The organism is Shewanella sp. HN-41 (genome assembly GCF_000217915.1).
Taxonomy (GTDB): domain Bacteria; phylum Pseudomonadota; class Gammaproteobacteria; order Enterobacterales; family Shewanellaceae; genus Shewanella.
In genome coordinates, this window is the sequence record NZ_AFOZ01000044.1 from 39523 (window position 1) to 53394 (window position 13872).

10 protein-coding genes and 1 pseudogene are annotated in these 13872 nt (G+C 47.9%); 6 read left to right on the plus strand and 5 right to left on the minus strand.

Features of this window, described 5'->3' with window-relative positions; genetic code table 11:
• Nucleotides 1-463: 463 nt before the first annotated feature.
• Nucleotides 464-1936 (minus strand): ketol-acid reductoisomerase, encoded by a 1473-nt coding sequence (ilvC, locus tag SOHN41_RS17515; protein WP_007651631.1) that lies wholly within the window; start codon nt 1934-1936, stop codon nt 464-466.
• 219 nt (nt 1937-2155) lie between these two features.
• Here ilvC and ilvY point away from each other — a divergent pair, with 219 nt between their 5' ends.
• Entirely contained in the window at nt 2156-3028 is an 873-nt protein-coding gene (gene ilvY / locus SOHN41_RS17520; protein ID WP_007651635.1) for an HTH-type transcriptional activator IlvY, read from the plus strand.
• A gap of 62 nt (nt 3029-3090) precedes the next feature.
• Here the strand turns inward: ilvY and SOHN41_RS17525 are convergent, their stop codons facing one another.
• The 4 genes from SOHN41_RS17525 to SOHN41_RS17540 form a co-directional block, all read right to left on the minus strand.
• Nucleotides 3091-4407 (minus strand): hemolysin family protein, encoded by a 1317-nt coding sequence (locus SOHN41_RS17525; RefSeq protein ID WP_007651637.1) that lies wholly within the window; start codon nt 4405-4407, stop codon nt 3091-3093.
• A gap of 509 nt (nt 4408-4916) precedes the next feature.
• Nucleotides 4917-5330, minus strand: coding sequence for a YkgJ family cysteine cluster protein (locus SOHN41_RS17530; protein ID WP_007651639.1), 414 nt, complete (start codon nt 5328-5330; stop codon nt 4917-4919).
• Between the two features lie 91 nt (nt 5331-5421).
• Nucleotides 5422-7248, minus strand: a complete 1827-nt coding sequence (locus SOHN41_RS17535; protein WP_237703929.1) for a GGDEF domain-containing protein — start codon at nt 7246-7248, stop codon at nt 5422-5424.
• A 16-nt stretch (nt 7249-7264) separates the two neighbouring features.
• A complete protein-coding gene (locus tag SOHN41_RS17540; RefSeq protein ID WP_007651643.1) occupies nt 7265-8287 on the minus strand; it encodes an ABC transporter substrate-binding protein in 1023 nt (340 codons plus the stop codon).
• 270 nt (nt 8288-8557) lie between these two features.
• On the opposite strand from SOHN41_RS17540, the pseudogene recG reads away from it, so the two are divergent.
• The 5 genes and pseudogenes from recG to SOHN41_RS17565 all read left to right on the plus strand — a co-directional run bounded on the left by recG (nt 8558) and on the right by SOHN41_RS17565 (nt 13872).
• Nucleotides 8558-10632 (plus strand): annotated as a pseudogene (gene recG, locus SOHN41_RS17545) (ATP-dependent DNA helicase RecG).
• Between the two features lie 199 nt (nt 10633-10831).
• The gene (locus SOHN41_RS17550; RefSeq protein ID WP_007651648.1) at nt 10832-11725 is read left to right on the plus strand and encodes a DUF3014 domain-containing protein; all 894 of its coding nucleotides are present in this window, start codon (nt 10832-10834) and stop codon (nt 11723-11725) included.
• Nucleotides 11726-12037: 312 nt separating this feature from the next.
• Nucleotides 12038-12781 carry a beta-ketoacyl synthase chain length factor gene (locus tag SOHN41_RS17555; RefSeq protein WP_007651650.1) on the plus strand — a complete coding sequence of 248 codons (744 nt, stop codon included), beginning with the start codon at nt 12038-12040 and terminating at the stop codon, nt 12779-12781.
• A complete protein-coding gene (locus tag SOHN41_RS17560) occupies nt 12774-13634 on the plus strand; it encodes a lysophospholipid acyltransferase family protein (protein ID WP_007651652.1) in 861 nt (286 codons plus the stop codon). Before SOHN41_RS17555 ends, SOHN41_RS17560 begins: the two co-directional genes overlap by 8 nt.
• Complete coding sequence (locus tag SOHN41_RS17565) at nt 13618-13872, plus strand: phosphopantetheine-binding protein (RefSeq protein WP_006079824.1); 255 nt, start codon at nt 13618-13620, stop codon at nt 13870-13872. The genes SOHN41_RS17560 and SOHN41_RS17565 overlap by 17 nt, the downstream gene beginning before the upstream one ends.

The following is a 13872-nucleotide window of genomic DNA, read 5'->3' on the forward strand; positions in this document are numbered from 1 at the left end:
CTTTCGGAGCGGGGGGTTCTTTCGAAACTTTTAACCTTTTAGGTCTATCAGTTCGCCATGCGCCGCCCCCGCTGTGATTTAATAATCACGACGGTAATAATCACGAGAATGAGCTTGGCAGCTTGGTTAAACATCAATATGAATTCCTAATCGGTGTTTTCTAAATATGAGTATTGCTTAAATAATAATGTCGCTGGGCCCTGCCCGTTGCGAGCTATTAGCTTTACCATAAAGTGATAGCCAAACACAATAAAAAAGATCTTTTGTCAAAAAAAATTCAGCTTCCCTGCCGAGACAATGCAAAACAACAAGGTAAAACCCCCATCAAACGCGCGTTAGTTAGCAGCACTGCCGACTAACTCATGTCGTTGTTGCCCGCTCGACAGCCCACGAAGCAGGTAAAATTTTCAACAATGCCAAGCACCTATCCTTAGTGTCTTGGCATCTATTTGGTCAATTTAACTCAAACAATACTTTTCATTTCAGTCATATAACCACGAAGCTCGGCACCGATATATTCCACATCTGTGTGGCGAATCGCGTCATTGACGGCAATGAGTTTCAGGTTATCTACACTGTTGGAACTATCCTTAAGACCCGCACCTAGATACTCAGGTGACATGGCATTCACGTAGTCGCGCAGCATAGGTACGGCGGCGTGATTAAACAGGTAGCAACCGTATTCGGCGGTGTCTGAAATCACTACGTTCATTTCGTACAAACGCTTACGGGCAATCGTGTTGGCGATAAGTGGGGTTTCGTGCAGTGACTCGTAATAGGCCGATTCTTCCACGATACCCGCAGACACCATAGTGTCGAACGCCAATTCCACACCCGCTTTGATCATAGCGACAAGGAAAATACCTTTGTCGAAATAGGTTTGTTCGTCGATATGCTCGCTCGATACGGGCGCATTTTCGAAACCTGTTTCGCCGGTTTCCGCTCTCCAACGCAGTAAGTTCGCATCATCGTTCGCCCAGTCTTGCATCATAGTGCGAGAGAATTCGCCGCTGATAATGTCATCCATGTGCTTTTCAAATAATGGTTGGAGAATTTCCTTTAAATCTTCTGCTATTTCAAAGGCTTTTATCTTGGCTGGATTAGACAGACGGTCCATCATGTTAGTGATACCACCGTGCTTAAGCGCCTCGGTAACGGTTTCCCAACCTTGCTGGATAAGTTTGGCCGCATAGCCAGGCTCAACACCATCGGCGACCATTTTGTCGTAACCTAAGACGGCGCCCGTCTGCAACATACCGCAGAGGATAGTCTGCTCGCCCATTAGATCCGATTTCACTTCGGCGATAAAGGATGACAGTAGAACACCCGCTCTGTCGCCACCCGTTGCACTAGCGTAAGCTTTAGCAATCTCTAAGCCGTCACCCTTTGGATCGTTCTCTGGGTGAACCGCAATAAGGGTCGGCACGCCAAAACCACGTTTGTATTCTTCACGAACCTCAGTACCTGGGCACTTAGGAGCAACCATCACCACAGTAATATCGGGACGAACTTGCATGCCCTCTTCAACGATGTTGAAGCCGTGGGAGTAAGACAAGGTAGAACCTTGCTTCATCAGTGGCATCACAGTATTAACGACGTTTGAGTGCTGTTTATCCGGTGTTAAGTTCAAGACTAAATCCGCATCTGGGATCAGCTCTTCAAAGGTGCCGACTCTAAAACCGTTATCGGTCGCTTTTTGCCATGAGGCACGCTTCTGGGCAATGGCTTCAGGACGCAGGGCGTAGGCGATATTCAGACCCGAATCACGCATGTTCAGACCTTGGTTAAGCCCTTGAGCACCACAACCTAAAATAACAATATTCCAATCTTTGATGTAATTGCAGCCGTCGGTAAATTCAGAACGATCCATAAAACGACATTGGCCAAGCTGTGCTAATTGTTGACGTAAATTCAGAGAGTTAAAATAGTTAGCCATCTGAGATACCACCTTTAAGTCAGGAATGGGGGACCCAACCAAACTAAACGCTATGTTAAGGAATGGTTGTGATTGAAATCACTATACCCCATGCTTATCGTTGCTTAAAATGATATATTCGAAACCTAATATTGCATTTATTGCAACGTGCTGTTAGTGGCAAATCGGATACATCTCCCCTCAGCCACTTAACTAGCCGAGCCTAAACAGGATAAGCACATGGATATTCGTACCCTCAAATTGTACCTGCACTTATGTGACAGTTTGCACTTCGCCAAGACGGCGGAGCAGATGCATGTGAGCCCATCGACCTTAAGCCGAGCACTGCAAAGATTAGAGGAGGAAGTGAATGCTAAATTGCTCGAGCGGGACAATCGCAGTGTGACCTTAACCCATGCAGGACGCGAGTTTAAGTTATTTGCCGAACAGACATTAAACCATTGGAGTACGCTTAAACACAGCATCGATCTCAAGCAGGATGTGCTGCGCGGTAAGCTCAACTTGTACTGCTCGGTGACAGCAGCCTATAGCCATTTGCCGCATTTACTGGATCTCTTTCGTCAGGAGCATCCCTTTGTGGAAATCGCCCTGACAACGGGAGATGCAGCCAACGCCTTGAGTGAAATACAGCAGAATCGCGCCGATATCGCCATCGCCGCCCTGCCGGATCCCTTTCCCAGCAGTTTACACTTTGCCAAAATTGATGATGTGCCGTTGTCGATCATCGCTCCAACCATACGCTGCGCTGTGCAGCAACAGATTTCCCAAACGCCCATCGATTGGTCGAGCGTGCCCTTTATTATCCCCGACCATGGTCCCGGACGACGCCGCGCCGATAACTGGTTTAAACAAATGGGCATCAGCCCCAATATTTACGCCCAAGTCTCGGGACAAGAAGCCATTGCCTCTATGGTGGCGCTAGGTTGTGGCCTGAGTATCAGCCCAGAAGTGGTGATCAATAACAGCCCAGTACGGGATCGAATCCAGTTGCTCGCCTCGCCGGTTGCGATACCGCCCTTTGAACTCGGTTGCTGCTGCAAGCTAAAACGGCTGGAAGACCCGATACTGAGCGCTTTCTTAGACGTGATTTAGGCGGGGCAACAGCCTTAAAAAAGCTGACTCAGCCCCGCTAGACAATCATAAAATGAGCCAATTTAGGTATCTGGCGACATCAACTTATCGCTAGCATCGATACGAGTGACCAAAAGCTGATCGACCTTATAGGCATCGATATCGACCACCTCAAACTTGTAACCAGCATAGTTGACGAAATCCGTACGCTTAGGGATTTTACGCAGCATATACATCATAAAACCTGCGATGGTTTCGTAGTTCTGATTATGCGGGAACTCTTCTATGCCGAAGGCGCGCATCACGTCGGTAATAGGTGTTACCCCATCGACTAACCAAGAGTTGCTATCGCGGGCGATGATTTGCTCTTCACTCTCATGCAGCGACCAAGCGCCCATCACGGCACGTTGTAAATCGTTGGTGGTCACAATCCCCACCACTAGGGCGTATTCATTCATCACCACCGCAAAGTCGGCACGGCTATTTTTAAAGTATTCCATCGCCTCTGACAGGCTCAAGGTATCGGGAATGATCAGGGAGGTATGTACTAAGCTGCTGTCCTTGAGCGTGATTTTCTCACCATTGATCACTCGGATCAGCAGCTCTTTCGCATCCACAAAACCTTTGATCATATCCAACTGACCATCACAGACTAAGAACTTAGTATGGGGGTCTTCGGCAATTTTACGTTTGATATCTTCTTCATTGTCCTGCAGTAAAAAGTACACGAGACTCTCGCGGGCCGTCATGGCAGATGTGACTGAAACGGTTTGCATTTCAAACACATTCTCCATCATTTGCTGCTCACCCTTATCCAGCACCCCGGCTTCGGCACCCGCATTCATCACGGCATAAATATCATCGGAGGTGATTTCGTCATTACGAGCCGTCGGAATTTGCAACAGTTTAAAAATGCCACTCGCCATACCATTAAAAAACCACACTAAGGGTCGAAGAACCGTAATGCAGATACTCATGGGGCCAACAACGGCTAAGGCAACGGGTTCAGGCATCGCCATGGCAATGCGCTTTGGCATAAGATCGGCCACCAGAATAAAAGCGCTGGTAACCAAGACAAATGACAGTAAAAAGCTGACTTGACTTAGCCAAGGATCACTTATCCAAGGCGTTAGAAATTGATAGAAATAGGGACGAAAAGCCGACTCGCCCACAATACCACCCATAATGGCGACGGCGTTCAACCCAATTTGGACCACAGTAAAAAAGCTCCCCGGATGAGCCTGTAAATGCAGCACTTTCTCGGCTCGGGCGTCGCCCTCATCGGCCAACTGACGTAGACGAATTTTTCGCGAAGCGGCTAAGGCAATTTCTGACATAGAGAAGAAGCAACTCGCGCCGATTAAACACAATATAATCATCACGTTATCAAAGAGACTCATGTAACACCTTTTGTTTAACACTGGACTAACTAGGACCGACCCGCGCTTTAAGGCCCGCGTGTCAGTTGAATTTTGGACGATAGGGAAGCTGTGCGATTCCAGCAATTAACTCGATAAACCCGGCTTACTCCCTCTGCTACTCTGGCAGGATCCGTCATCGGCACCCACAGTATCTGTGTCTAGGTGTTGCATCCATTCAAAAGGTGGCCGACATTCTGTCATTGATGCGCCTTGAATTGAAGCACCCTAGACGCTCTGAAACTCGTATCTTCAGGCAGCTTGGGTATAGTATATCTGCTAATCACTCAGTTATGCGTGACTCTGCTCTCGCCACCCGCCTGTAATGCGACGAGCTTCCATCATTTAAGTGACATATTTGTGTCAAAGAGGCTGAAAACTCACCCGTTAATTATTTTATCAGAATCTATAAATAGATAATTATAAAAGAATTACTACATCAGCTTCTTACATAAAGCTCAACGACTGGGTAAACCTGAACACTCAACAGATCACGCCCGCGGGCGATAGGGACAAAAATTTGGCTTAGGGCCAATTTGAGGATGATTACGGCAAGTCTCGGGGCGTTGATGATAAATAGTGCAACGGCGGGTTTTGCTATCCAAATACAAGCAATCATCATTCGCCATGCGTGCTAGGGTAAAAATGGCGGTTTTATGATTAAAATTATCAATTAAGCGGGCTTTTTGTAGGCGCTTAGCAATGGCTTTTAGATCGCCTTCGGCTTCAAATTCATCCACTAATGCCATACGGACTAAATCACTGACCGTGACTTCGACGGGCAGAGTACAGCAAGTGGCATGGCAAGTGTCACACAAACCTTTACGGTACTTTTGCCAAGTAGACAAATCATCGATATTAAAAACCGACACCGCATTTGCCGTATTTTTACCACGTTTTGACACGCTCAGACCTAAAGGTTGGGAATAAAGGGCGGCAATTATAGCAGGCAAAAAACAGAAATAAACCCGTAGAAACTCGCTCAATAAAAGCGATTTAGCCCCATGGATTTATCTCGACCACCACAGTATTACGACCTCGGTCCTTCGCCTGATAAAGACACATATCCGCTCGGCGAAGCACATCCGCCATTTTCAGCCCAGATAGGGTATCGAGCGCCAGGTAAACACCGCCGATGCTAGTCGTCACTTTAGCTATTGGCGAGCCACTATGGGGAATATTTAACTCTGCAACTTGGTAGCATAATTGGGTGGCAATCGCCCTCAATTGGCTCGGCGTGACTCGCTCGAGCACGATGGCAAACTCTTCGCCACCAATCCTTGCGAGTAAGGCCCCCTGCGGCAATATGTCGCTGCGCATTAACTCCTCAGCCACCCGCCTTAGCACTGTATCCCCTTCTAGATGACCATAGGTATCGTTGTAACTCTTGAAGTAATCGATATCCAACATTAACAGCCCAGCGGATATTTTGCCTTGCAATACTGCTTCTAGGGTGTGGGTAAAGGGGCGTCTATTAGTTAATCCCGTCAATTCATCGGTTTCAGCCATGACTTGCAACTGTGCATTCACTGAGACGAGGGCTTGCTGCAAACCCAACATCTGTCGTTCTTTCTCTGCCCGTAACAGCAATTCGTTTAATGCGGCGGCAAATTGCGTCAACATGATGTGCTTTTGCATGTTCCAATTTAATGGGCGAGTCGCAGTTGACAGTGACAATAATCCCAGCAAGTTACCCGCATTTTTAATCGCAAAAGCGGCGATAGCGCATATACCAACCGAACGCATCGCTTCATATTCCTTCGGCGATTGAGCTTTTAAAGATTCAATATCCTCAATCACTAGGATCGATTCTACTTCCAATTTTTGCACCAGTAGGACGATATTTTCAACGGAAAGACCTTGGATCTGCTCCCCAGTAGACTCACTCGTCCACAGACTGCGATACTGTGCCTCTCCCTGAGTAAATTCGACAATACTCACCCTCTGAACATCAAATAACACCCCGATTTTATGGCTGATCTCTACCAAGCCTTCATCCAGCCTGAGCGTATCCATATTGAGAAATTGCAGTGAAATTTCAGCCAATAATTGGTTCGCCTGCGACTGCCAATTGAGCTCTTGAGTGCGATCCTCGACCAGACGTTCCAACAAGTGTTGCTGTTGCTGTAACGCCCGCTGCTGCCGCTTATTCAAGGCTAAATCGTTGCGAATTCTCTGATACATGGCCTGCAGCGACAGGGCAACATGGCCAATCTCATCGGGGTTTGCCACAATCGCCTCGGGAACCGACAGCTTTTTAAGGGAATGAAGATTGATTTGGTTGGTAAAACGTTCCAATGCAGACAAACGGCTCGTGACCAATAAACGTACGAGAGTGAGGATTAGGTAAATCATCAGTAGGGTTTTAAGCCCATTGCCAAAGACGATAATGATCAACTGCTGCCATAACTCGTAGTACAGCTTATTCGTATCTAACCCAACGGTAAGAGTCCCAATCTGGTGCTCTTGATATTCAATCGCATAATGAAAAAGCGTTTGGCTCTCATCAGTGTCACGGACAGGTTTCCCTAGTTGCATAGCGACCCCGTCAATACTCTCCAAATTCACACTCGATACCATGGGTATCATACCTAAGCCCGATAGCAAATCGGATAGCAAGCTACGGTCGACATCCCAGAGTGATTTGGCAATGCTAGGGAGAATAGACTCAGAATACTCCCGAATATCTGCCGTCGCATCGTCGATACTGTCCTGATAATTCCATATCAGTTGCACCAGCATAGTTAACACCGCAAAAAATGAACTCACACCGATAATGGTGAGTGTCATTCGGTGACTAAGGGAATGATTTCTATGTTTCATGGAGACCTATTGGCTATTATTGTCGCGACAATTTATCCAAAATTTCAGACTGAAAAATGGTGGGCCAATCCCTCGCAACTAGCATTTGATAGAAAGCCGAATCGGGGCTGAGCACATCAAATAACGCGACCCTTTCATAGGGGATATATTTTTGAGTCTGATGATAATGCTGCAACTGAACTAAGCCTAAGGCTCCCACCAAAAAATGCCCACCACCGAGTACGCTTATCGCATGTTCACGGCGCAGATTTAAAATCTCCGGTGAGGTGTTAATCGTGCTGACGAATACCTTTTCACCCGACTTCAGTCCCTTTTCTTTCAATGCCTTAAGTACACCTATTGCCATACGATCACTGGCGGTCCAAATCACATTGAGATCGGGATAACGGGTAAGCAAGGTCAACGCCTGACCATAGGCAATATCCTCACTCCACTGGCCATAAACCGTTTGCATCACAGTTGCACTATCTTGCATAAAGAAATAATCATGGGCGCCTTGGGTACGAAGCACAGATGCTGGCGTAGACTTATCGCCCGAAATTAATAAAACCTTAGCTTCTTTGCCTTTTAAATCGGCCATCAAAGATTTAGCAGTTGCCGAACCAATCACATAATTATCGGGAATAATGGCCGGTAATAGGTATTTCTGCCAATGGGGATCCTTCAGCAAGCTATCACGTTCACCAATGGAGATATCATTTAAAATTAACTGAACATAAATAGGATACGGATAAAGCAGCTGTAGCATTTTAAGTGCGGACTGTTTTTCATTGACCAATATGACGTAATGCGGAAGAGAGGGAGAATTATCTAATAATTCAGCGAACTGGGTGATCATTTTGAAGTGATTACGATCGGAGTGAATAATATTGAGATTAATATCCAGCTTGGTCGATGCGAATAACATTAATTTATCGACATCCCCCCAAAAACTGTCCTCTGCAGCACCGGGATTAAAGAACACAACATCGAGTTTGGCCGCCGATACGCTAAAAGAAAGCCCACACACAAAGAGGCAACATAATTTCCATAAACGCATAGGCGAGATCTCCTAGATCGTGTTCCCCCAAACGTTATCCTTTCATCCGAGATCACTTTTTAATTATCGATTCACAATCCTGTTACCGCATCGTCGCCTAAAAATCCCCAATAGCAACAGATAGTTCGATTAAACCACAAAACGATACAAAGTATACTTTATGTGCAGAATATTTATAGACTGGCCAGCAATAGCCAAGCCCCCAAGATTGCCTTACGCATATACTCTGTTAGTATATGTATAAATTCACAGTGATTGAGTGCTAACGACTTGCAGCAATTGGATCTTGTTCCGATCACCGACCTCAAAGGCGTCGCTAAAAGGGTCGCCGAGAAACTGGCCAAGCTTGGCATCACGACAGTACAAGATCTGCTGTTTCACCTTCCCCTGCGCTACGAAGACAGAACTCAAATTTATCCCATTGCCGCCCTGAGCCCAGGAAGTTACGGCACCATAGAAGCCGAAATTCAATCGACACAAATCATTCAAGGTCGTAAACGCATGTTGGTCTGTAATGTGCGCGACGAAACCGGCAGTCTAAGCCTACGCTTCTTTAATTTTTCCGTCGCCCAGCGTAATGCCATGCAAAATGGTTTGATGATCCGTGCCTACGGAGAAGTCCGCCGTGGCAGCCATCAGGCTGAAATTGTGCACCCAGAATATAAAGTGGTGTATTCCGGTGAAGATATTCACCTAAGCGATACGTTAACGCCTATTTACCCCACCACAGAGGGCTTAAAACAGGCGAGCTGGATAAAACTGACCGAACAAGCCTTAACACTACTGGAAGAGGGGGGCTTAACCGAGCTGTTACCACCGCAGTTGCAACCGAACAACATCAGCCTTAAACAAGCACTACAGATGCTGCATCGCCCTCCCGCGGGGATCTCTCAGTTCGATTTAGAGTTAGGCCAACATCCCGCCCAGCAGCGCCTCGTACAGGAAGAATTACTCGCCCACAATCTCAGCATGTTACGCCTAAGGCAGCGCAGTAATTTAGATGCCGCTGTCACCATGCAGGCCACTGGGCAGTTGCTCAATCCCTTCCTCGCCGCTTTGCCCTTTAAGCCCACAGGTGCCCAGCAAAGAGTCGTGGCCGATATAGGTAAAGACTTAGAAAAACCGCATCCCATGATGCGCTTAGTGCAAGGGGATGTAGGTTCAGGTAAAACCTTAGTCGCGGCGATGGCCGCACTGCAGGCAATTGAAAATGGTTACCAAGTTGCCATGATGGCGCCGACTGAGTTATTGGCCGAGCAACATGCGGCCAACTTTGCCGCCTGGTTTAAGCCCCTCGGGCTAAAGGTGGGCTGGCTTGCGGGTAAACTCAAGGGCAAGGCGAGAGCCCAATCCCTCGAGGATATTGAATCCGGCGCAGCCCATATGGTGATTGGCACCCATGCCATCTTTCAGCAGCATGTCGTGTTTAATAAACTCGCGTTAATCATTATCGATGAACAACATAGATTCGGTGTACACCAACGCTTAGGGTTGCGGGAAAAGGGGGTGACTCAAGGGTTCCACCCCCATCAGTTGATCATGACGGCAACGCCGATCCCGCGCACGTTAGCGATGACGGCCTATGCCGATCTCGACACTTCCATTATCGATGAACTGCCGCCGGGGCGAACCCCAGTGACCACAGTCGCCATCCCCGATCTACGTAGAAATGAAGTGTTAGACCGAGTCCGCAGCAGCGTAATGACAGACAAACGTCAGGCCTATTGGGTCTGCACTCTGATTGAAGAATCCGAAGTACTCGAATGCCAAGCCGCCGAAGACACGGCCGAAGAGCTGCGCCTCGCCCTACCCGAGCTGAATATCGGCCTAGTACATGGCAGATTAAAAAGTGCCGAAAAACAGCAAATCATGGCCGACTTTAAGGCGGGGGTGATTCATCTGCTGGTGGCGACGACAGTGATTGAGGTAGGTGTAGATGTGCCCAATGCCAGCCTAATGATCATCGAAAACCCCGAACGGTTGGGGCTAGCGCAGCTGCATCAGTTGCGTGGACGGGTCGGTCGCGGCGCCATCGCCAGCCATTGTGTGTTACTCTACAAGGCGCCCTTGAGTCACACTGCCAGCCAAAGACTCAATGTGCTCAGACAAAGCAATGATGGCTTTGTCATTGCCCAAAAAGACTTAGAAATTCGCGGCCCAGGTGAAGTGCTCGGCACAAACAAACAGGGCTGGCCGAGCTAAAGATTGCCGACCTAGTACGGGATCAAGCCCTAATTCCCCACATTCAAAAACTGGCGAATCATGTGATGCAGCAAGCTCCTGAGCGAGTAGATGCCATCATTCATCGCTGGCTAGGGCACAGGCAGCAGTATGTGCAAGCTTAGGCAGTAAATGTAATAAATCTAAGAGCGGTATCCGCCTCAATACACAAAATAAATGCTATATGTTCAGCTAGGTGCTATAGACAAGCGCATGGAAACTTGCAAAATGAACCAACGGCTTTCGAATAAGTCCGTCCTTGCACTCTAATGTTAGCTGCATGTATTCACCACGTTACCTTGACGCTCAAGCGAAGGATGTAAAATGCAAGTTAATCAAGATGATAGAATTACACCTCAAGAGACCTCCTCTAGCAGCAATCGCTTCGCGCTTTTTGCGATAGTGCTTGTCGTGCTACTTTCCGCCGGAGGATATTATTACTATAGCGGTGGTTCAGACGCGCCTAAATTGATCCCGAATGCACCTATTGTATTGCCCGAAGCGCCCTCATCCGAGCCCATGACGCTCGAAAGCACACCCGAGCTAGAAACCACACCAACCCTACCCGATACGACTGTAGCGGAGACGACCGATAACCCAGCCACCGAGGCCGAACCTGCTGTCGTGGTTGAACCTATACCCTCGTTGGCGGAGAGTGATGAATTTATTCACCAAAAAGCACTCGCCATCATCAATAACAATGTCGTGGGATCATCGTTAATTACCCAGGATCTCGCCCGTCAATTTGTGGTGTTTGTGGATAACTTGGCCCAGGGCGAATTAACCCGTAAGGTGAGCCCAATTAAAGGGCCTGAAAAACTCTTCACTGTGTCGGAAATCACCAACAAGGTCTATTTAAACCCCGACAGTTACCACAGATATGACGCCTACGTGACAGTGATAGCCAGCATGGATGAGCAGAGCTTAATGAATACCTATAAGCAACTGACGCCTTTACTCGACGAAGCCTTTGCGGAACTTGGCTACAGTAACGCTAAATTCAATGACCGAATGCTGCAGGCGATTAAAGTGTTACTCGCGGCGCCGATTATTGAAGATCCCATCGAACTTAACTCTATTAGTGTTAACTATCAATTTGTTGACCCTAATTTAGAAGCCCTACCCAGCGCGCAAAAACTGCTGATCCGCATGGGGCCAGAAAATACCCGCAAAGTAAAAATTGCACTGCGTAAACTCGAAAATCAATTAACGCAGTAATTGCCCTAACGACTACTTTTAAAAGGCGCCTAGTGCGCCTTTTTGATTAATTTGCTCCAGCCGAACTCAATACAACACTGAAAAGAATGTTATGCAACTGTGACTCACGCGAGCTTGATTGCATTTTATTAACCCACATTAAGCAAATGGCTTCATAAAAAGGGGGGGCTTAGTGTAGAATGGCGCCCACTAAAAGGCGGATTGAACGCGATATATCCAAAGCGTAAATAGCCAACGACCGCTCCATTCACCATAGTGTTAACTTAGTTAGGGATAACTAAGACAGCTGCAAACTAGTGTCGAGGCAAAGTAGTGCAACTAACATTCAGCATTCTCTCCTGGGGCGCATGGACGCCTCAATATCCGCATAGTGATAGCTGGCAAAGTTGGCACGAAGATTCGGCTGCCCCCAGTCTCGATACAACACCTTCAGATACCACACTTTCAGAGAGTTCGGCCCCGGCACTCAAACAAGTGCCAGCCATGCAGCGTCGCCGCTTTAGTCGCTTGACTAAGATGATGTTAGAGGTGGGGTTTCAGTGCAATATGGCACCAAACTGTCGATCGATTTTTGCCTCGCGCCACGGCGAGCTGCCACGCACTATTGGACTACTCGAAGACATTATCGCCAAACAAGCCTTATCTCCCTTAGGTTTCAGCCAGTCGGTGCACAACACCGCCAGTGGCATTTTCGGCATAGTAGCGGCCAATACCGCACCGTCGACCTCAGTTGCGGCAGGTACAGAAACCCTATCACAAGCTATGGTTGAAGCCTTCGCCCAGTTATACCAGTCGCCAGAACCCTTGCTGTTAGTCTTCGGTGATGACCCTGTGCCGCCTGTATACGATGAGTTTACCCAAGAATTTGAATTACCTTTGGCCCTAGGTCTACAACTCGCGCCATTCGATGCCCCCGCCTCGGCCAAGCTCACCCTGAGCCGCATATCTGAAGCAGCAACGCCCCTAAGTTATGGCGCATTTATCCACGCCCTTGCGACAGCGCAAAATATTTCAGGCTGCCTGTCCCATTGGCATTGGAGTCTAGAGCATGTCTAATCCCGCCCAGCGCCAGCAAGAGTATTTTGGATTCAATGTAGCTTATACGACACCAGAGCCACGCCGCACAGGGCTACATTATCTACCTAGGTGGCTCGGTGGTGTGAGTTGTTATATTGCCTTTGGTTTAGGCGGCTTATTAAGCTCCTTGACCATTTTGCCGCTGCTGCGCTTTTGGCCGGGCAAACCCGAGGTGCGGATGCTTAGGGTACAAAGGGCAGTGCATTTGATGTTCAAAGGCTTTGTTTCCATGCTCACTTGGGCGGGCGTGATTAAGGTCAGCCGCCACGATACACAACGATTACATGATGCTAAAGGCGTTATCGTTATCGCCAACCATCCCAGCTTAGTGGATGTCGTGGTGCTGATAAGCCTCATGCCCAATGCGGGTTGCATAGTCAAACAGGGGTTGTGGCGCAATCCGTTTTTACGGGGTGTAGTGTCCTGCGCGGGTTATATCCCCAATCGCGGCGCCGAACTCATGTTAGAGGATTGCCGCGAGGTGCTCGCAAGAGGCACCAATTTAATTATCTTCCCCGAGGGCACACGCACGGTTTTTGGCGCAACCATTAACCACTTTGCCCGCGGCGCCGCCAATATTGCCCTAAGGGCTGAAGCGGATATTTTACCAGTGGTTTTACGTACCAATGTACGTGGTTTGACAAAGGAGCAGCCTTGGTATGAAATCCCAAGGCAAACCATGGGGATGGCCGTTGAAATCGGCGCAACAGTTCCTTACCAGAAGTACCAAGCGGCTTTAGGTGAGCATGCAAAAATGGCCCGGCAGCTGACGCGGGATCTTGAACACTACTATAAACAACAACTCGAAAACAATTATGAACTTAAACAATGAAATAAAGCAGTTAATCATCGACTGTCTCGATCTTGAAGACGTCAGTATTGATGATATTGAAACCGACGCGCCACTCTTTGGCGAAGGTCTTGGCCTAGATTCTATTGACGCCCTCGAACTCGGCTTAGCCATCAAGAAAAAATTTGATGTCAAAATCGAAGCGAACTCGGATGCCACTAAGGCCCATTTCCACAGTGTTGCCAGCTTAGCTAGCTTTATCGAATCCCAACGTCCATAG

Excerpts from the sequence above, each read along its gene's own strand:
- ilvC (WP_007651631.1), bottom strand. The coding sequence starts at position 1,936 with ATGGCTAACTATTTTAACTCTCTGAATTTACGTCAACAATTAGCACAG.
- SOHN41_RS17550 (WP_007651648.1), top strand. The coding sequence starts at position 10,832 with ATGCAAGTTAATCAAGATGATAGAATTACACCTCAAGAGACCTCCTCT.
- SOHN41_RS17535 (WP_237703929.1), bottom strand. The coding sequence starts at position 7,248 with ATGAAACATAGAAATCATTCCCTTAGTCACCGAATGACACTCACCATT.
- SOHN41_RS17560 (WP_007651652.1), top strand. The coding sequence starts at position 12,774 with ATGTCTAATCCCGCCCAGCGCCAGCAAGAGTATTTTGGATTCAATGTA.
- SOHN41_RS17565 (WP_006079824.1), top strand. The coding sequence starts at position 13,618 with ATGAACTTAAACAATGAAATAAAGCAGTTAATCATCGACTGTCTCGAT.
- SOHN41_RS17525 (WP_007651637.1), bottom strand. The coding sequence starts at position 4,407 with ATGAGTCTCTTTGATAACGTGATGATTATATTGTGTTTAATCGGCGCG.
- SOHN41_RS17540 (WP_007651643.1), bottom strand. The coding sequence starts at position 8,287 with ATGCGTTTATGGAAATTATGTTGCCTCTTTGTGTGTGGGCTTTCTTTT.
- ilvY (WP_007651635.1), top strand. The coding sequence starts at position 2,156 with ATGGATATTCGTACCCTCAAATTGTACCTGCACTTATGTGACAGTTTG.